The organism is Streptomyces sp. NPDC057307 (assembly GCF_042667665.1).
Classification (GTDB): domain Bacteria; phylum Actinomycetota; class Actinomycetes; order Streptomycetales; family Streptomycetaceae; genus Streptomyces.
This window is the reverse complement of the sequence record NZ_JBHUZM010000054.1, coordinates 1-17,601: the sequence shown is the minus strand read 5'-3', so window position 1 is coordinate 17,601 and position 17,601 is coordinate 1. Positions and strand designations below refer to the sequence as shown.

The window sequence follows — 17,601 nt, the reverse complement described above, 5'->3', positions numbered from 1 at the left end:
CCGTGAGCATTGGTGTTTCCGTGCTCCGAGCGGAACTTCGGAGGCGGCGCGGCCGTTCGCGCCCCTGATCGCAACCGGCGCGCGCCGGGCGGTTCACCTGGTGGAGCCGGTACGGCCATGGCCGCCCGGTAGAACCCGCCGGTCGGCCGGAAACCGTCGCCCGCGAGTTACCGGCCCCGCTGTGTCCCCGCCCGGCGCGCCCCGGGCGGGGCACTGTCAGACGGCGGGCGCGTCCGGCCCGATGCGGCTCCGTACGGCGGTCTGCACCTCGGCCTCCTCGGCCGGATCGGCCGCGAGCCGGCGCAGCCGGTCGGCCACCCGCACATCACCGGTCTCGGCGTGCAGCGCGGCGACCTCCCTGGTGGTCTCCTCGCAGTCCCAGAGGCACTCGACGGCGAACCCCGTGGCGTACGAGGGGTCGGTGGCCGCCAGCGCCCTGGCCGTACGGCCGCGCAGTTGTGAGGAGGCGGTCTCCCGGTACACGTGCCGCAGCACGGGTGCGGCACAGCCGATGCCGAGCCGTCCGGTGCCGTCCACGAGGGTCCACAGGCGGGGCGCGTCGGGCCCGTCGGACCGTACGGCCTCCCGGAGCGCCCCGAGCACCAGTTGAGTGTCCTGCGCGCCGCCCCGTGAGGCGAGGACGCCCGCCGCCGAGGCGCCGAGGGCGTCGGGCCGGTGCACCCAGCCGCGCGCCCGGTCGACGGCGGCCTCGCCGCACATCCGCTCGAAGGCGGCGACGGCGGCTTCGGCCAGGCTCTCCGACGGGTCGGCCGCCGCGGCCTCGATCAGGTCGAGCACGGCGGGATCGCGGGCCTCGGCGAGATAGTGCAGGGCCGCCGAGCGCGCGCCGTCGGGTCCGCTGCGGCCGGCCTCGACGATCGCGGCGCGGTCGTCGGGTCCGGCGACCGCGGTCAGACAGCGTGCGGCGGGGACGTGCAGGGTCGTGCCTCGTTCGAGGCCGTCCTGGGCCCATTCGAAGACGGCCTGCACGCTCCAGCCGGGGCGCGGTCCGCTGGGCCGCAGTTGCTGCTGCCACCGGTCGAAGGAGCCCTGCTCCCGTGCCGCCCTGACACGGCCTGCGACCGACTCGCGCGGGTCGTCGGCCCAGAGCCGCCAGGGCCGGGGTTCGAAGGCGCCCTGAAGGGCGGTGGCCAGCTCCGCGTCGCCCTCGGGTGTCGTGGGGAATCTGGCGAGGATCGTCGGGGCGAGCGACCGCAGACCCGCGTCGTCGTCACGCAGCGCCAGCTCGTCCAGTGCCCAGGTCCAGTTGGATCCCGACGCGGCGTACCGGCGCAGGAGCGCCAGGGCGTCGTCTCTTCCGTAGGAGGCGAGGTGGCCCAGTACGGCGAGGGCGAGCCCGGTCCGTGACTCCTCGGTGTCGAAGTGGTCCTCGGCACGGAAGAGGTGGTGTTCGAGCGCTTCGAGATCTCCGTGGAGGTCCAGATAGAGACGCGCGTAGTAGAGGGAGCGGTTCTCGACCTGCCAGTCGTGGCGCGGGTCGTTCATCACACAGTGGTTGAGGGCGTGGAGCGCCTCGGCACGGGGTGCGGCCAGCGCGTGCAGAGTGCCGTCGCCGCGCCCCCTTTGCAGCAGGCCGAGCAGCGTGCCGCTCGGCGCTATGACTGGATCGAACATGGGGAGAGCCTCACATCAAGCTGTCGACGCAACCGGGGGGTGGGGATGCCTAGGCTGCCTAGGCCGCGCGACAACATCGCTCGACCGTCGTCTCCTGCTTGGTGTAGACCATCTTCCTCTGCCTCTCGTCGGTGACCCCTTCCGGGCCCGACGTCATGATGACCCACCCATTTCGCCACCGCGACCACATTTACGACGCCTCCCTTCACCGCGCTCCGAAGAGCTCCAGCAGGTCCGTCTTCCCGAACATCCGCGCCGTATCCACGGCGGAGGGAGTTCCGGCCGCCGGGTCGGCCCCGCCGGCGACCAGCGCGCGGACCACGTCGTCCTCGCCCTTGAAGACAGCGCCGGCCAGTGGGGTCTGCCCGCGGTCGTTGGCCCGGTCGGCCTCGGCGCCGCGCGAGAGCAGTGCTACCACCGCGGGGGCGTGGCCGTGATAGGCGGCGAGCATGACCAGGGAGTCGCCCCGGTCGTTGGTGAGGTTCGCGGGGACACCGGCGTCCACGTAGGCGGCGAGGAGGTCGGTCTCTCCCCGGCGGGCGAGGTCGAAGACCTTTGTCGCCAGTTCGACGACGTCGCTGTCGGGTGCGGCGCCGTCCTGGGCCGCGTCCTCCGGGGCCTCGCTCATCGGTGAACCGCCTCTCCTGCCGCTGGTGCCGCTGACCTGGGACGCACGACTGCGACGCCGTACGAGTGAATCGACAGATTACTGCCCTGGGGGCCGCTCCGGGGGACAGAGGCCGCAGTAAGCGGTACGCGAGGTTCCGCTGTCCGCCGGTCAAGTGAAATTCCAGGAATTTCACCCACTTGCACCTTTTATCACATAGATACTTACTGTGAGCATGGAAGAACTCATGGTGACTGTCCCCCTCAACCAGGAGAACCCCTCATGATCCTGTCCATGTCAGGCGTCGTGCTGCTCGGAATCATCGTCTTCCTCTTCTTCAGGAAGGACGGACTCAAGGCGTCCCACGCGCTCGTCTGCGCGCTCTTCGGCTTCTACCTCGCGGGCACGGCCATCGCCCCGAGCATCACGGCCGGAGGCGCCAGCCTCGCCGGCCTACTGGGCGGGATCAAGTTCTGACCGCCTGCCATCCCATCAGCACATCCAGCCCCATCCGCACCTTCAGGAGACAGACGTGGCCCGGCGACCACTCCCCCGCATTCTGAGCAGCGGCAGCGCTCACATCACTCGCAGCCGAGAGATGGCCCGCTCGGCCGCCGACAGTGCCACCGACGTCCTCCATCCGCTGATCACGATCACCCGTGGTCTGCGGCTGCTGGCCGGCACGGGACGGCAGAAGTGGGCGGCCACGCCCAAGGACCGGCGTGGTCCCGCGCTGTTCCTGGTCGCGGCCGTCGTCCTGGTGGTCGCGCTCGTCCCGTACGGACCGCTCCTCGCCCTCATCTCGGTGATGGCGGTGGCCGGCTGGAAGGGCCGCGACCGTACCCCGGTGCGGACCGGGCCCGACGACGCGGAGCTGCAGCGCCTGCGGTCTCTCTACGAGGCGCTGGTGCCATACTTCTCCGTGCCGGAGGACCCGAGCCCGCTCTTCGCCCACGGCGGGGAGTGGGACAAGGCGTTCGACGAGTACGAGTTCGACGCCGACGGGCGTCTCACCCGGCTGCGGGTGTCGTATCCGCCGTACTTCACCGACGGTGAGTACTCCTCCCGCGTCCGGATCGAGCAGTTGATGCACGCGAAGTCCGGGCGCGGCCGGGAGTATCTCTTCGACTGGGACGAGGAGGGCAACGAGCTCGTCATGAGCGTGCTGCCCCCGCTGCCCACCGGTATCGCCGCCCAGCGCTTCGTCACCGCCCCCGGCGAGACCGTGCTCGGCTTCACCGACGCCGGCGCCGTCCGGCGCACCGTGCCGGTCATGGAGGGCGACGAGACCCGTGACGCCCCTCCGGTGGTCTGGCGTACGGGTGCCCGCTCGACCGAGCCTCATCTGCTCGCCGTCGGGCACCCCGGAAGCGGCACCACGAGTCTGCTCCGCTCGATCGCCCTCCAGGCGCTCGCGCACGGCGACGTGGTGATCGTGGAGGGCAGCGGCACCGGTGAGTACGCCAGCCTCGGCGGGCGTACGGGTGTGCTCGCCGTGGAGTGCGGGCTCTCGGGCGCGCTGTCCGGACTCGAATGGGCCGCCAACGAGACGGAACGGCGGCTGATCGCCGCCAACCGCGCCCGCCAGTCCGGGCACTCCGTCCCCGAGGACACCAAGCGCCCGCTCTGGCTTCTGCTGGACCGGCCGAGTGCCTTCGCCCATCTGGCGGCCGCCGACGGGCGGCCCGATCCGCAGGAGATGCTCCAGGTGCCGTTGCGGCACGGCAGAGCCGCGAACGTGACGGTGGTCGTGGCGGAGCAGTTCGAGACCCTGGACGCGCTCAGCGAGACCGTACGGACGCACACCCGCGCCCGGGTCGTGCTGGGCGCCGCCACGCGCGAGGAGCTGGAAGCGGTCCTCGGGGCGCCGCCGCACACCATCCCCACCCCGGACATCCCCACCGGGCGGGGTTACGCGCGGCTCGGCACCGGACCGGTGCTCAGGCTCCAGGTCCCGGCGACGCCCGATCCGTACGACGACGCCACGAGCGACGCGCACCGGCGGGCGGTGCTGGATCTGCTGCCGGACCGGCACACACCGCTCGACGGATCGACGGCCGCCGCCACCCGGACGCCCGAGCCCGGCCCCGGACCGGCGGCGGCCGCGCCGCCCGGACCCGACCAGGAGCCCGGACCGCCGGCCGTGCAGGTGCGGCAGCAACCGCGCCAGAGCGCGGCGCCGATGCCCACCGCCGTACCCGCCGAGGGCTGACACCCCCGGCCGTACGCGCGCGGGACGCCGGTCAGGCGACGAACGTGCGCGGCGTGTCCGTACCGGCGCGCGCGCCGCTCTCCACGAGGCGCGCGGCGGCCGCCAGCCGGACGGCCGCCTCGTCGGCGACGGGGCCGCCGACGGTGAACGGCAGCCGTACGTACCCCTCGAAGGCCCCGTCGACCCCGAAGCGCGGCCCGCCCGGCACCCGTACGCCGACCCGCTCACCCACCTCGGCGATCCGCGAGCCCGACAGTCCCCCGGTGCGCACCCACAGCGTCAGCCCGCCGCGCGGCACGTCGAACTCCCAGCTCGGCAGCTCCCTGCGGACGGCGGCCACCAGCGCGTCGCGGTTCTCCCTGCCCTGCGCGCGCCGCACCTCGACCGCCTGTTCCCAGCCGCCACCGCCCATCAGCCAGTTGATCGCGAGCTGTTCGAGCACGGGGGTGCCGAGGTCGGCGTAGGCGCGGGCGGAGACGAGTGAGCGGATGACCTCGGGCGCGGCCCGTACCCAGCCGATGCGCATGCCCGCCCAGAACGCCTTGCTGGCGGAGCCGACGGTGAGGACGGTGCTGCCGGCGGGGTCGAACGCGCAGACCGGCGGCGGCAGTTCGTCGCCCGGCCGGTCCCCGTCCAGATACAGCTCGGACATCGTCTCGTCCGCGACGAGCACCGTCCCGGCCGAACGCGCCGCCTCGACCAGCTGTCGGCGCTGGTCCTCGGTGGCCAGGGCGCCCGTCGGGTTGTGGAAGTCGGCGACGACGTACGCGAGGCGGGGTGCGGCGTCCCTCAGGACCTGGCGCCAGCGCGGCAGGTCCCAGCCGGCCAGTCCCTCGGCCATGGCGACGGGGACGAGCCGGGCGCCCGCCTCACGCATCAGTTGGAGGATGTTGGCGTAGCTGGGCGACTCGACGGCGACGCGTTCGCCGCGCCCGGCGAAGAGATGGCAGATCGCGTCGATCGCGCCCATCGCACCGGTGGTGACCATGATCTGCTCGGGCATCGTCGGGATACCGCGCGCGGTGTAGCGGTCGGCGAGGGTCTGGCGCAGCGCGGGCAGTCCCGCCGGGTAGTCGCCGTGGGTGTGCGCGTACGGGGGCAGTTCCTCCAGCGCGCCCTGTACGGCGCGGGTGAGCCAGGGTTCGGGGGCCGTCAGGGCGGCGCAGCCGAGGTCGATCATCGAGCCGAGGGAGTCCGGCGGCAGCGGTTCGAGGCCGCGGGCGGGCAGCGGGTTCCCTGCCGGTACGGCGGTCCAGCTGCCGGCGCCTCTGCGGGATTCCAGGAAGCCCTCGGCGCGCAGTCCCTCGTAGGCGGCGGCGACCGTCGTACGGCTGACGGAGAGCGCGAGGGCCAGCTCGCGTTCGGCGGGGAGGCGGGCGGCGACCGGCACGCGGCCTTCGAGGACGAGCAGTCGGACGCCGTCGGCGAGGGCGCGGTAGGCGGGTGGTTTACGGGTGCCGGGGCCGGCGGGTCGCGGCTGCTGGGCGTTGAGCTGTCGCGCGAGCTGTGCCGCTCCGACCGCCGAAGTCCACTGCGTCATGGAAATCAGTCCACCTTCCCCGAATTGGCCATGGTTGGCCGATGCCACCTCGCCACAGAGTGACACGTACCAGTCCACTCGTTCCAGCCCGCTCCGTCCGCCCCGCACCTTCCACTCCTCCTGGAGGACAGCACCTTGTCCATCACGCCCGCCCTCCGCGGCAAGCGGCTCCCCCGCCGACTTCTCCAGCTCTACGCCGGTCTGACGCTGTACGGCGTGAGCGCGGCCCTGCTGGTCAGGGGCGGTCTGGGGCTGGAGCCGTGGGGTGTGCTGCACCAGGGCCTCTCCGAACTCACCGGGCTGACGATGGGCGTCGTCTCGATCGTCGTCGGCGCGGTCGTGCTGCTGCTGTGGATCCCGATCCGGCAGCGCCCCGGGCTCGGCACGGTCTCCAACGTCTTCGTCGTCGGCATCGCGATGGACGCCGCCCTGGCCCTGGTCCCGGACGGCCGCGGTCTCGCCGTACAGATCCCGCTGCTGATCGCCGGCATCGTCCTCAACGGCGTGGCCACCGGTCTCTACATAGCCGCCCGGTTCGGCCCCGGCCCCCGCGACGGTCTGATGACGGGGCTGCACCGCCTCACCGGCCGCTCGGTGCGGCTGGTCCGCACCGGGATCGAGGTGGCGGTCGTCGCCACCGGTTTCGTCCTCGGCGGTTCCGTCGGGATCGGCACGATCGTCTACGCGCTGGCGATCGGGCCGCTCGCGCAGCTGTTCCTGCGCGTCTTCGTCGTCCCGCCGACGGACGGCGGCGGCACGGTCGTCGCCGGGGGTTCCCCGGAGCAGGCCATACTTCGGCCGTGACTCCCGTACGCCATCCCTATCTGGACCATCCGTCGCCGATCCCGTTCGCCCACCGAGGCGGCGCGGCCGACGGATTCGAGAACACGGCGGCCGCGTTCCGGCGCGCCGCCGGACTCGGTTTCCGCTACTTCGAGACCGACGTGCACACCACGGCCGACGGCCGTCTCGTCGCGTTCCACGACGAGACGCTCGACCGGGTCACCGATCTGCGCGGCCGGATCTCCGAGCTGCCGTGGAGCGAGGTGAGCCGGGCCAGGGTCGGCGGCAACGAACCGCTCGCCCTCTTCGAGGAGCTGCTGGAGGAGTTCCCGGACGCCCGCTGGAACATCGACATGAAGGCGGAGCCCGCCCTGCGCCCGCTGATCGAACTGATCCGCCGGACGGACAGCTGGGACCGGGTGTGCGTGGGCTCGTTCTCGGAGGCGCGGGTGGCGCGGGCGCAGCGGCTGGCGGGCCCCCGGCTGGCCACGTCGTACGGCGTACGCGGGGTGCTCGGTCTGCGGCTGCGCTCGTACGGGGTGCCGGCGCCCGTACGCGAGGGCGCCGTGTGCGCGCAGGTCCCGCCGGACCGGGGCGGCGTACGGGTGGTCGACGAACGCTTCGTAAGGACGGCGCACGCCCGTGGTCTGCGGGTGCACGTCTGGACGATCAACGACGCGGATCGGATGCGGGCGCTCCTGGAACTCGGAGTGGATGGCATCATGACCGATCAACTGGAGACCCTGCGCGCGGTGTTCACCGAGCGAGGGGCCTGGCACTGACGGTTACGGATGTCCCCTTCGGGGACGAATGAGGGGGCGCGGGGTGACCGCCGACACCGCGGACCTGACCGACGACGGGACGGGCCGCATACGTGAGCAACGCGGCTGGTACTTCTACGACTTCGCGTGCTCCGTCTACTCGACGAGCGTCGTCACCGTCTTCCTCGGGCCGTATCTGACGTCCGTGGCGAAGGCCGCGGCCGACGCGGACGGCTTCGTCCATCCGCTGGGCATCCCGGTACGGGCCGGTTCCGTCTTCGCGTACTCGGTGTCCGTCTCGATCGTGGTGGCCGTGCTGCTGATGCCGCTGGCCGGCGCGGTCGCGGACCGTACGGGGCGGAAGAAGCCGCTGCTGGCCGTCGCGGCGTACGTCGGGGCGACGGCCACGGCGGGCATGTTCTTCCTGGACGGCGACCGCTATCTGCTGGGTGTCGCCCTGCTGATCGTCGCGAACGCCTCGCTGTCGGTGTCCATGGCGCTCTACAACGCCTACCTCCCACAGATAGCCACGCCCGAGGAGCGCGACGCCGTGTCCTCACGCGGCTGGGCCTTCGGCTACACCTCGGGCGCCTTCGTCCTCGTACTGAACCTGATCCTCTACACCGGCCACGAGTCGTTCGGCGTCTCGGAGTCGACCGCCGTACGGATCTGTCTGGCCTCCGCCGGTGTCTGGTGGGGCGCCTTCACGCTGGTGCCGCTGAGCCGGCTGCGCGACCGACGGGTGGCGAAGGACGGCGGCCACGCGGGCGAGGGCTCGGTCGGTACGGGCTGGCGCCAACTGCTGGCCACCTTGCGCGACATGCGCCGCCATCCCCTCACGCTCTCCTTCCTCCTCGCCTATCTGATCTACAACGACGGCATACAGACGGTGATCTCCCAGGCTTCGATCTACGGCTCCGAGGAACTGGGACTCGACCAGACGACGCTGATCACGGCCGTCCTGCTGGTCCAGATCCTGGCGGTGGCCGGCGCGCTCGGCATGGGCCGGCTGGCGCGGACGCACGGGGCCAAACGCACGATTCTCGCCTCGCTCGCCGTCTGGACGCTGATCCTGGGGGCCGGGTACTTCCTGCCCGCCGACGCGCCGGTCTGGTTCTTCGGTCTCGCCGCCGCGATCGGCATGGTGCTCGGCGGGAGTCAGGCGCTGTCGCGTTCGCTGTTCTCGCACCTGGTGCCGCGCGGCAAGGAGGCCGAGTACTTCGCCGCGTACGAGATGAGCGACCGCGGGCTGAGCTGGCTGGGGCCCCTGGTGTTCGGCCTCGCCTACCAGGTCACCGGCAGCTACCGGGACGCGATCCTCTCCCTGGTGGTCTTCTTCGTGATCGGTTTCGTACTGCTCGCGCGGGTGCCGGTCCGCAGGGCCGTGATCGAGGCGGGGAATCCTGTGCCGGAGCGGATCTAGACGTTGAATTTAGACGTTGAAGTGAAAGCGCGGTAGTGTACGCCGTTGGCCTGTCAGCCGGACCGTTACTGCGTGTCACAGAAACGACAACGTCGGCTGACATTCAGCACCAGATGTGACAAACCGGGCACTGGTGGGTACAACAAGGGGCGGTACGACGGCGACGTATGACCCGCAACGGGAATCTTTACCGCCGACCGGACGTTGACCGGAAGACGACGACAGCGACACCTGTCCTGTGGGCGACAAGCCCGGGAGGCACGATTCATGAGTGAGCGAGCTCTCCGCGGCACGCGACTTGTGGTTACCAGCTACGAGACGGACCGCGGCATCGATCTGGCCCCGCGCCAGGCGGTGGAGTACGCATGCCAGAACGGCCATCGATTTGAGATGCCGTTTTCGGTAGAGGCGGAAATTCCGCCGGAGTGGGAGTGCAAGGCGTGTGGCGCCCAGGCACTCCTGGTTGACGGGGATGGTCCCGAGGAGAAGAAGGGCAAGCCTGCGCGTACGCACTGGGACATGCTCATGGAGCGGCGCACACGCGAGGAGTTGGAGGAGGTGCTGGCCGAACGGCTGGCCGTCCTGCGCTCCGGCGCCATGAACATCGCGGTGCATCCGAGGGACAGCCGGAAGTCGGCCTGACCCTCTGGGCACCGCCACAACAGCACATGCGAGAAGCCGTGGGCCGCGACACACACAGTGTCGCGGCCCACGGCTGTTCGGTCTCCTGCCCGGGGTCAGCGCCTCACGGCGTCAGGGGCGGGCGCGGCCCGTCCTGGCCGGGATCGCGCGGCGGCCGCGGCTCGTCGTTCTTGATGACCTCGCCCTGGACGACCTTGCCGTCCGGGCGCGACATCCTGGCCTGCTGAGCCTGCTGGAAGGCGTCGCCGAGACCGCCGGGGCCCGCGGCGCGCATCCGGCGCTCCAGCGACCGCTCGACCCTGCGGCTCAGCAGCGACCGCACCGGCGGGATCAGCAGGACCAGGCCGACGGCGTCCGAGATCAGCCCCGGCAGCATGATCAGCAGGCCGCCCAGCATCAGGAAGCCGTTGCCGGAGCTGGTGTTCGCGTTCTCGTCGGCGTTCTCGGGAGCGTCGGGGTTCTGCTGCTGCCGCTGGGCCTGCTGCAGGGTCTCGGTGAGATTCCGGAAGGCCCGGCGGCCCGCCCGCTTCACGACCACCGAGCCGAGGATGCCGGCGCCGATCAGCAGCGCCACCACGGTCAGCGCGTTGGTCGCGCCGGCCACGACGGTCAGCAGCCAGATTTCGAGCACCAGCCAGAGAGCGATGCCCAGAGGGACAATTTTGCGCGCGCGGGAGCGCTGCGGAGCCGCGGGAGGCGGTGCGCCGGTCGTCATGAGTCCAGTGTGCCTGGGCGCGGCCCGGGTTGTCGTACGGGGCGGCCGGATCAGAGCGGCTTGCGCCCCAGCATGCGGTTGGTCCGCGTCCCGACGCCCCACGCGGTGACCCGCCAGAGCGCTTCCACGAGGATGTCCCGGCTCATCTTGGAGTCGCCCAGCTCGCGGTCGACGAAGGTGATGGGCACCTCCACGACATGGCAGCCCGCCTCCACGGCGCGGCGCGCGAGGTCGACCTGGAAGCAGTAGCCCTGCGAGGCGACCTCGTCCAGGCCGAGGCGGTCGAGCGTCTCCGTACGGAAGGCGCGGAACCCGCCGGTGATGTCGCGCAGCGGCAGGCCGAGCAGCGCGCGTGAGTACGTGCTGCCGCCGCGGGAGATCATCTCGCGGGTCCGCGGCCAGTTCACCACCCGGCCGCCGGGCACCCAGCGCGAGCCGAGCACCAGGTCGGCGCCCTTGAGGGCGGTCAGCAGCCGGGGCAGTTCCTCGGGCTGGTGGGAGCCGTCGGCGTCCATCTCGACCAGGACGCCGTAGTCGTGCTCCATGCCCCAGCGGAAGCCCGCCAGATAGGCCGCGCCGAGTCCTTCCTTGCCCTTGCGGTGCAGGACGTGGACCTGGCTGTCGTCGGCGGCGAGTTCGTCGGCGATCTTTCCGGTCCCGTCGGGGCTGTTGTCGTCGGCCACGAGAATGTCGGCCTCCGGGACCGCCGCGCGCACGCGGCTGATGGTCCGTTTGATGTTCTCCGCCTCGTTGAAGGTCGGGATGATCACCAAGGCTGCGCCGAGCGGGCCGTACTGCCTCTGACCACCGTCGTTCACAACTGCCCCTTAATCGCCGTACGCAGAAGTACCACCTTAGCGAGCACGCGAGGGGTCGCCGTCCACACGGTGGCGGGGTGTCGTACGGGAAAGGGCGCGGGCGGCCGGAATCCGGCGGCGCGGTGGGCGGGCGGGGAGATCCGGGGGGCCTACGGATCGGGTCCCGGCGTCCTTCGGGCCGACCTGGGACCCGCCGGCTGCGGGTCGACCGAAAGCCGTTGTCTACTGAACGCCGGGGCCCTACCCGGGTCGCACCCGCCGACCGGCAGAAACCTTCCCTCGCCCCCGAGGCGCGGGCGCTGAACCTGGCTCCCAGTGGTGGTGCGCCGGTGCGGCACACCGCCCCATGACCCAGCGGCGTTCGACGACTGCGTGGGAGTTGCCGGTCGGACGTCCTTTGGTGGACCCGGCCGAACCTACCGGCCGGTGAGTGCTTGCTGTCAATACTCCTTTGACCTGCGGCATTTACCCGTTTCAGCAGGTCAGCGGGGAAGATCCGCTGGTCGCGACAGTGGCCGGCAGGCATCGGTCGGCGGTACGGAAACGCGGGTACATCACTCGTTCGGTCGCACGAAGACCGTTCGCCCGCCCACCACGGTCCGCAGACAGACCGGCAGGGCCGCGCCGGGGGTGAGATCGGGCAGGCCGGGCGTGCCCGAACGCGGGTCGGTGGACCAGCGGGAGACCCGGTCGTCGGGGGCCTGGACGATCAGTTCCTCGGTGCGCCAGACCGCGTAGTCGGCGGGCGCGCCGGGCACGAGCACCCCCGTGTCGTCGCGGCCAGCGGCGCGGCCCCCGCCGCGCGTATGGGCGGTGAAGGCGGCGCGTACGGAGACCCGGTGGGCGGGTGTGCGGTGGAAGGCGGCGGCCCTGATGGTGCCCCAGGGATCGAGCGCCGTCACCGGGCTGTCCGAGCCGAAGGCGAGCGGGACACCGGCGCGCAGCAGGGCGGCGTACGGGTTGAGGGTGCCGGCGCGCGCCTCGCCGAGCCGGTCGGCGTACATGCCCTCCGTACCGCCCCACGCCGCGTCGAACGCGGGCTGGACGGAGGCGGTCAGGCCGAGTTCGGCGAAGGCGGCGATCGTCTCGGGGGTGAGCATCTCGGCGTGCTCGACCCGGTGGCGGGCGGCCCGGATCCGGGCGAGGCCGAGCGTCTCGGCGGCGGCGCGCGTCCCGGCGACGACGGCGCTGATCGCGGCGTCTCCGATGGCGTGGAAGCCCGCCTGGAGACCGGCCTCGGTGCAGGCCGTGACATGGGCGGCGATGTCGGCCGCGTCGAGATGCGCGGCGCCGGTGTGGGGCGCGTCCGCGTACGGCTCGTGCAGCCAGGCGGTGTGCGAACCGAGCGAGCCGTCCACGAAGAGGTCGCCCGCCGCGCCGACGGCGCCGAGTTCGCGGACGCGTGCCGCGCCCTTGTCGTCGCTGATCAGCTCGGCCCAGTAGCCGTGGACGCGCGGGCCCGGCTCGTCCTCGGCGAGCCGGAGCAGCCCGGTGAAGTCGTCCTCGGCGGAGATGTCGGGGCCGGCGCACTCGTGGAGCGTGCCGATGCCGAGCGAGGCCGCGCGGGCGCGCGCCGCGCGCTGCGCATCGTTGCGCTGCGCGGGGGTCACGGAGGCGTGCGCGGCGGCGCGTACGGCGTGGTGGGCGTCGCCGGTCAGTGGGGCGTCGGGGTGGAATCCGGCCAGTTCGGTGACGCCGGGCACCAGGTCGAGCAGGGCGGTGGTCACGACGGCCGAGTGGACGTCGACGCGCGTCAGGTAGAGCGATCGTCCGCCGGCCGCCTCGTCGAGTTCCTGGCGGGTGGGTGCCCGGCGCTCGGGCCAGCGCGCGGCGTCCCAGCCGTGGCCGAGGAGCACCCGGTCGCCGGGGTGCGCGGTGCGGTGGGCGCGTACGAGCGCGAGCGCGTCACCCAGGGTCCCGGCGCCGGACAGGTCGAGTCCGGTGAGGGCGAGGCCGGTGGCGGTGGTGTGAACGTGCGCGTCGGTGAACGCGGGGGTGACGAGGGCACCTTCGAGGTCGACGGTCTCGTCGACACCGGAGGCGAAGGAGTCGGCGGCGCCTTCCGAGCCGACCCAGGCGACATGACCGCGCTCGACGACCATCGCCGTGGCGAAGGGGTCGGCGGGGCTGTGGACGTCTCCACCGCGCAGCAGCACGGTGCGGGGTTCGCTCTGGGGGGCGGCGCGATCTTTCATGCCGCCCAGTCTCCCGCCTCGCGGGACGTGCGGGCACGCAGGGGTACGACGTGACCGGGTCCGCCCGGTGGGCGGTTTCGCCCTCGAACGCCGGACGGGCCGGATCTGCCCGCCCGGCGAATCCCCCTGGCGAGTGAGCCGAGGGCCAGGTGCCCAGGCGAGTGAGCCGAAGGGGCGCGTCGGTGTCGAAAGGGAGAGCGCGCGGAGGCCCCGAGGAACGAGGGGCTGAGCACGGTCGACCGTCGACACCGACTCAAAGCGCCCCGGAGGCGAACCGAGCCTCTAGAAGTACGGCGGTCGCGCCTCGTACGGGGTGGACAGGACGACCGTCGTGCGGGTGGAGACTCCCGCGAGGGAGCGGATGCGGGACAGCAGGTTCTCCAGGTCCAGCGGCGTGGCCACCCGCACCTTCAGGATGTAGTTCTCCTCGCCGGCCACGCTGTGGCACGCCTCGATCTCGGGGATCGGGGCCAGCCGTTCCGCGATGTCGTCGGGCGCGCTGGGGTCGAACGGCTTGACCGAGATGAACGCGGTCAGGGGCAGCCCGACGGCTTCCGGGTCCACGACGGCGGCGTAGCCGCGTACGACTCCGCGCTGTTCCAGCCTGCGGACGCGCTGATGCACCGCCGAGGTGGACAGACCCGTGGCCTTGCCCAGGTCGGTGTAGCTCATCCGCCCGTCCTTGACGAGCAATTCCACGATCTGACGATCCAGCTCCTCCATGCGGATCAACCTATTGCCCGAGGTCGCTTCCGGCACAGCCGACGGCGTACCGGATCGTCACTTGCGCCGGGCATGTGACGAACACCACAGGTATGTCGCGGGGTCCGTCGAGACCTTACGGTTACCTGCCTCGCGCGACGGGAATTGCTTGCTGTGGTCGAGGCCGCACGTGGCTGTCGGCCCACCCGAGGGGGAGTGCCTGAATGCAGAGCCTGAAGCGCGCCGGCCGTATCGAACCGGAGCCCGTTGATTCCGTCGAGGCCGATGAGCTCGACTTCTACGACACCTTCGAGATGTTCCGGGTCGTGTGCCCGGACTGCTCCCAGCCGATCGCCCTGCTGGCGGACGAGGACGTCCTGCCGGAGCATGCGCTGTGCCCCAGCCCGTGGAATCCGTTCGTGCTCACCGTGTGCGCGGGTACGGGCCGTTCGGCCACGGAGGCCGGGCCGGCCGACGAGTCGCTCGACGCCCAGGAACAGGACACCGCGCTGCTGCTGACGCTGCCTCAGGGACTGGACTGGCGCACCCAGCCGTTCTCCCACGCGGGCGGCCCGAGTTCACGCCCCGTCAAGCTGCCGCAGCCGCGCCGGCACGCCGCCTGACGCCTCGTCACGATCCAGACGATCCTGCTGTCGCGCTGACCGCCCGTCAATCCGCCTGACCCGTCCGCCGGTTGGTGACAACTGACGGACGGGACAGGTACGACGGGCGGTTCAGCGGGTCTCGGGTCCCGCCAGGTGCCGGGCGATCACCATGCGCTGGATCTGGTTGGTGCCCTCGACGATCTGGAGCACCTTCGCCTCGCGCATGTAGCGCTCGGCGGGGAAGTCGGCGGTGTAGCCGTAGCCGCCGAGTACTTGAACGGCGTCCGTGGTGACCTGCATCGCCGCGTCCGTGCAGAACAGCTTCGCCATCGCGGCCTGCCGGGAGAACGGCAGTCCCGCGTCGCGCAGTCGCGCCGCCGCGAGGTACAGGGCGCGCCCCGCCTCGATCCGGGTGGCCATGTCGGCGAGCATGAAGCGCAGGCCCTGGAAGTCGGCGATGGGGCGGCCGAACTGACGGCGCCCCGTCGCGTACTCCACGGCCTCGTCGAGGGCCGCCTGCGCGACGCCCACGGCGCAGGCGGCGATCCCGAGCCGGCCCGAGTCGAGCGCGGAGAGGGCGATCGCGAACCCCTGCCCCTCGTCGCCGATCCGCCGGTCGTCGCCGATCCGGACGCCGTCGAAGTGGAGTTGGGCGGTGGGCGAGCCCTTCATGCCCATCTTCTTCTCGGGCGCGGCGGCGACCAGCCCGGCGGCGTCGCCGGGCACCAGGAACGCCGAGATACCGCCGGCGCCGGCGCCGCCGGTGCGCGCGAGCACGGTGTAGAAGTCGGCGACGCCGCCGTGGGTGATCCACGCCTTGGTGCCGGTGATCACCCACTCGTCGCCGTCCCTGACGGCCTTGGTGCTCAGTGAGGCGGCGTCGGAGCCCGACGCGGGTTCGGAGAGGCAGTACGCGCCGAGCAGACCGCCGCCCAGCATCGCGGGGAGGTGGGTGGCCTGCTGGTCGGCGGTGCCGTACGAGGCGAGGGCGTGGCAGGCCAGGGAGTGGACGCTGACGCCGAGGCCGATGGTGAGACGGGCCGCGGCGAGTTCTTCGAGGACCTGGAGGTAGACCTCGTACGGCTGGTCGCCGCCGCCGTACTCGGAGTCGTACGGGAGGCCGAGCAGTCCAGATTCGGAGAGGAGGGAGAAGTTCTCCCGGGGGAAGTGGCCCGCCTCCTCCTCTTCGGCCGCCCTGGGGACGATCTCCCGCTCGATGATGTCGCGTACGAGTGTGAGCAGGTCCTTGGACTCCTCGGTGGGCAGCTGACGTTCCACCGTTCGCGGGGCGCGGTCGGGCATGGCGGCGCTCTCCTCCCTGTCGGGACGCTACGGCGGGCGCGCACGCTGGGTGTGGCGGCGGCCGCCGGTCGGGTCGAGGCCCGGGGGTGCCCCCGGACAGGAATACTGCCCGGCCGATGCTGCCCTCCCGGATCACGGGAGTGGCTGACCTGCGGCTGTGGGCGCGTTGAGTATGCCTGATCGGCGGGACGCAGTCACGGGAGGTCAGCCCCTGTCCGGTTCCGCTTCGGTTCCGTTTCCGGGCCGTCGGACCTCCGTACAGGAAGTTGGTCCGCACCATTGACCCACTGGTCTAGTCCTTCTAACGTCCCGGTGAACACACTTCGCGTCCATGCCAAGTCGACTTCATGGACGTCGATCTCCCTCCCCACGAGGAGACCTCATGCTCAGACCGCACCGATCCCGCACCCGTTTCCGGGCGCTCGTCGCCGCAGCCTGTACGGCCGTGCTCGGCGTATCCCTGCTCGCCGGCGCCGGCAGCGCCGCGGCGGACCAGGAGAAGGCCCCGGCGGCCCCCACAGCCGCCGGCGAGAAGGTCATCGGATACTTCGCCAACTGGGGTGTCTACGACCGGAATTACCACGTCAAGAACATCGAGACCTCCGGGTCGGCCGACAAGCTGACGCACATCAACTACGCGTTCGGCAACGTCCAGGGCGGCAAGTGCACCATCGGTGACGCCTTCGCCGACTACGAGAAGGCGTACACCGCCGACCAGAGCGTCGACGGTGTCGCGGACGCCTGGGACCAGCCGCTGCGCGGCAACTTCAACCAGCTGCGCAAGCTCAAGGCGCTCCACCCCGATCTCAAGGTGATCTGGTCGTTCGGCGGCTGGTCCTGGTCGGGTGGCTTCGGTGAGGCGGCGCAGAATCCGGCCGCGTTCGCCAAGTCCTGCCACGACCTGGTCGAGGACCCCCGCTGGGCCGATGTCTTCGACGGCATCGACATCGACTGGGAGTACCCCAACGCCTGCGGTCTGACCTGCGACACCAGCGGGCCCGACGCCTTCACGAACATGGTGTCGGCGCTCCGTACCGAATTCGGCGGCGACAGCCTCATCACGTCGGCCATCACCGCCGACGCGTCCGAGGGCGGCAAGATCGACGCCACCGACTACGGGGCGGCGGCCCAGTACCTCGACTGGTACCTGCCGATGACGTACGACTTCTTCGGCGCGTTCGCGGCGCAGGGCCCCACGGCTCCGCACTCGCCGCTGACGTCGTACGACGGCATCCCGCAGGAGGGGTTCAACTCCGACGCGGCGATCACCAAGTTGAAGGCCAAGGGCGTTCCCGCGGAGAAGCTGCTGCTCGGCATCGGCTTCTACGGGCGCGGCTGGACCGGGGTCACCCAGGCCGAGCCGGGCGGCAGCGCGACCGGCGCGGCGGCCGGTACGTACGAGGCGGGCATCGAGGACTACAAGGTCCTGAAGAACACCTGCCCGGCCAACGGCACGGTGGCCGGTACGGCGTACGCGCACTGCGGCAACAACTGGTGGAGCTACGACACCCCCGCCACCATCGGCACCAAGATGGACTACAAGAACGCGCAGGGCCTGGGAGGCACCTTCTTCTGGGAGCTGAGCGGCGACACGACCGACGGTGAGCTGATCAAGGCGATCAACTAGTTCCCGTCCCTGAGGGCCGGACGGACCGTGTACG

Annotated in this window: 16 protein-coding genes; 8 read left to right on the top strand and 8 right to left on the bottom strand. The window is 71.5% G+C overall.

Features of this window, described 5'->3' with window-relative positions:
* Window positions 1–216: 216 nt before the first annotated feature.
* Together ACFUN8_RS19830 and ACFUN8_RS19825 are read right to left on the bottom strand one after the other, a co-directional pair.
* A complete protein-coding gene (locus ACFUN8_RS19830) occupies window positions 217–1,635 on the bottom strand; it encodes a HEAT repeat domain-containing protein (protein ID WP_383639004.1) in 1,419 nt (472 codons plus the stop codon).
* A gap of 205 nt (window positions 1,636–1,840) precedes the next feature.
* Entirely contained in the window at window positions 1,841–2,263 is a 423-nt protein-coding gene (locus ACFUN8_RS19825) for an ankyrin repeat domain-containing protein (RefSeq protein ID WP_383639001.1), read from the bottom strand.
* A gap of 261 nt (window positions 2,264–2,524) precedes the next feature.
* Here ACFUN8_RS19825 and ACFUN8_RS19820 point away from each other — a divergent pair, with 261 nt between their 5' ends.
* Complete coding sequence (locus ACFUN8_RS19820) at window positions 2,525–2,719, top strand: hypothetical protein (RefSeq protein WP_189109156.1); 195 nt, start codon at window positions 2,525–2,527, stop codon at window positions 2,717–2,719.
* A gap of 55 nt (window positions 2,720–2,774) precedes the next feature.
* On the top strand, window positions 2,775–4,454 hold the full coding sequence (locus ACFUN8_RS19815) for a hypothetical protein (protein WP_383638998.1): 1,680 nt from the start codon (window positions 2,775–2,777) through the stop codon (window positions 4,452–4,454).
* Window positions 4,455–4,485: 31 nt separating this feature from the next.
* Here the strand turns inward: ACFUN8_RS19815 and ACFUN8_RS19810 are convergent, their stop codons facing one another.
* A complete protein-coding gene (locus ACFUN8_RS19810; protein WP_383638995.1) occupies window positions 4,486–5,994 on the bottom strand; it encodes a PLP-dependent aminotransferase family protein in 1,509 nt (502 codons plus the stop codon).
* A 135-nt stretch (window positions 5,995–6,129) separates the two neighbouring features.
* Between ACFUN8_RS19810 and ACFUN8_RS19805 the strand changes: the two genes are divergently transcribed.
* The 4 genes from ACFUN8_RS19805 (at window position 6,130) to ACFUN8_RS19790 (ending at window position 9,603) form a co-directional block, all read left to right on the top strand.
* Window positions 6,130–6,798 (top strand): YitT family protein, encoded by a 669-nt coding sequence (locus ACFUN8_RS19805; RefSeq protein WP_383638992.1) that lies wholly within the window; start codon window positions 6,130–6,132, stop codon window positions 6,796–6,798.
* Window positions 6,795–7,559, top strand: a complete 765-nt coding sequence (locus tag ACFUN8_RS19800; RefSeq protein ID WP_383638989.1) for a glycerophosphodiester phosphodiesterase — start codon at window positions 6,795–6,797, stop codon at window positions 7,557–7,559. Before ACFUN8_RS19805 ends, ACFUN8_RS19800 begins: the two co-directional genes overlap by 4 nt.
* 28 nt (window positions 7,560–7,587) lie before the next feature.
* Window positions 7,588–8,961, top strand: a complete 1,374-nt coding sequence (locus tag ACFUN8_RS19795; protein WP_383638987.1) for an MFS transporter — start codon at window positions 7,588–7,590, stop codon at window positions 8,959–8,961.
* A gap of 267 nt (window positions 8,962–9,228) precedes the next feature.
* Window positions 9,229–9,603 carry an RNA polymerase-binding protein RbpA gene (locus ACFUN8_RS19790; protein WP_003959706.1) on the top strand — a complete coding sequence of 125 codons (375 nt, stop codon included), beginning with the start codon at window positions 9,229–9,231 and terminating at the stop codon, window positions 9,601–9,603.
* 103 nt (window positions 9,604–9,706) lie between these two features.
* Here the strand turns inward: ACFUN8_RS19790 and fxsA are convergent, their stop codons facing one another.
* The 4 genes from fxsA to ACFUN8_RS19770 form a co-directional block, all read right to left on the bottom strand.
* Window positions 9,707–10,318, bottom strand: coding sequence for an FxsA family membrane protein (gene fxsA / locus ACFUN8_RS19785; RefSeq protein WP_383638984.1), 612 nt, complete (start codon window positions 10,316–10,318; stop codon window positions 9,707–9,709).
* 50 nt (window positions 10,319–10,368) lie between these two features.
* Window positions 10,369–11,136, bottom strand: coding sequence for a polyprenol monophosphomannose synthase (locus ACFUN8_RS19780; protein ID WP_383638981.1), 768 nt, complete (start codon window positions 11,134–11,136; stop codon window positions 10,369–10,371).
* A 554-nt stretch (window positions 11,137–11,690) separates the two neighbouring features.
* Window positions 11,691–13,331, bottom strand: coding sequence for an amidohydrolase (locus ACFUN8_RS19775; RefSeq protein WP_383638978.1), 1,641 nt, complete (start codon window positions 13,329–13,331; stop codon window positions 11,691–11,693).
* 282 nt (window positions 13,332–13,613) lie between these two features.
* A complete protein-coding gene (locus ACFUN8_RS19770) occupies window positions 13,614–14,054 on the bottom strand; it encodes an Lrp/AsnC family transcriptional regulator (RefSeq protein ID WP_383638975.1) in 441 nt (146 codons plus the stop codon).
* Window positions 14,055–14,257: 203 nt separating this feature from the next.
* Between ACFUN8_RS19770 and ACFUN8_RS19765 the strand changes: the two genes are divergently transcribed.
* A complete protein-coding gene (locus ACFUN8_RS19765) occupies window positions 14,258–14,656 on the top strand; it encodes a hypothetical protein (protein ID WP_383638972.1) in 399 nt (132 codons plus the stop codon).
* Window positions 14,657–14,767: 111 nt separating this feature from the next.
* Here the strand turns inward: ACFUN8_RS19765 and ACFUN8_RS19760 are convergent, their stop codons facing one another.
* Window positions 14,768–15,940: an acyl-CoA dehydrogenase family protein gene (locus ACFUN8_RS19760; RefSeq protein ID WP_383638969.1), complete on the bottom strand. Its 1,173-nt coding sequence runs from the start codon at window positions 15,938–15,940 to the stop codon at window positions 14,768–14,770.
* A gap of 382 nt (window positions 15,941–16,322) precedes the next feature.
* On the opposite strand from ACFUN8_RS19760, the gene ACFUN8_RS19755 reads away from it, so the two are divergent.
* Window positions 16,323–17,567, top strand: coding sequence for a glycoside hydrolase family 18 protein (locus tag ACFUN8_RS19755; RefSeq protein ID WP_383638966.1), 1,245 nt, complete (start codon window positions 16,323–16,325; stop codon window positions 17,565–17,567).
* Window positions 17,568–17,601: the final 34 nt, after the last annotated feature.

Bases quoted from the DNA above. Each gene is read 5' to 3' on its own strand.
- ACFUN8_RS19765 (WP_383638972.1), top strand. From the start codon at position 14,258: ATGCAGAGCCTGAAGCGCGCCGGCCGTATCGAACCGGAGCCCGTTGAT.
- ACFUN8_RS19760 (WP_383638969.1), bottom strand. From the start codon at position 15,940: ATGCCCGACCGCGCCCCGCGAACGGTGGAACGTCAGCTGCCCACCGAG.
- ACFUN8_RS19795 (WP_383638987.1), top strand. From the start codon at position 7,588: ATGAGGGGGCGCGGGGTGACCGCCGACACCGCGGACCTGACCGACGAC.
- ACFUN8_RS19825 (WP_383639001.1), bottom strand. From the start codon at position 2,263: ATGAGCGAGGCCCCGGAGGACGCGGCCCAGGACGGCGCCGCACCCGAC.
- ACFUN8_RS19770 (WP_383638975.1), bottom strand. From the start codon at position 14,054: ATGGAGGAGCTGGATCGTCAGATCGTGGAATTGCTCGTCAAGGACGGG.
- fxsA (WP_383638984.1), bottom strand. From the start codon at position 10,318: ATGACGACCGGCGCACCGCCTCCCGCGGCTCCGCAGCGCTCCCGCGCG.
- ACFUN8_RS19775 (WP_383638978.1), bottom strand. From the start codon at position 13,331: ATGAAAGATCGCGCCGCCCCCCAGAGCGAACCCCGCACCGTGCTGCTG.
- ACFUN8_RS19820 (WP_189109156.1), top strand. From the start codon at position 2,525: ATGATCCTGTCCATGTCAGGCGTCGTGCTGCTCGGAATCATCGTCTTC.
- ACFUN8_RS19755 (WP_383638966.1), top strand. From the start codon at position 16,323: ATGCTCAGACCGCACCGATCCCGCACCCGTTTCCGGGCGCTCGTCGCC.
- ACFUN8_RS19790 (WP_003959706.1), top strand. From the start codon at position 9,229: ATGAGTGAGCGAGCTCTCCGCGGCACGCGACTTGTGGTTACCAGCTAC.
- ACFUN8_RS19830 (WP_383639004.1), bottom strand. From the start codon at position 1,635: ATGTTCGATCCAGTCATAGCGCCGAGCGGCACGCTGCTCGGCCTGCTG.
- ACFUN8_RS19810 (WP_383638995.1), bottom strand. From the start codon at position 5,994: ATGACGCAGTGGACTTCGGCGGTCGGAGCGGCACAGCTCGCGCGACAG.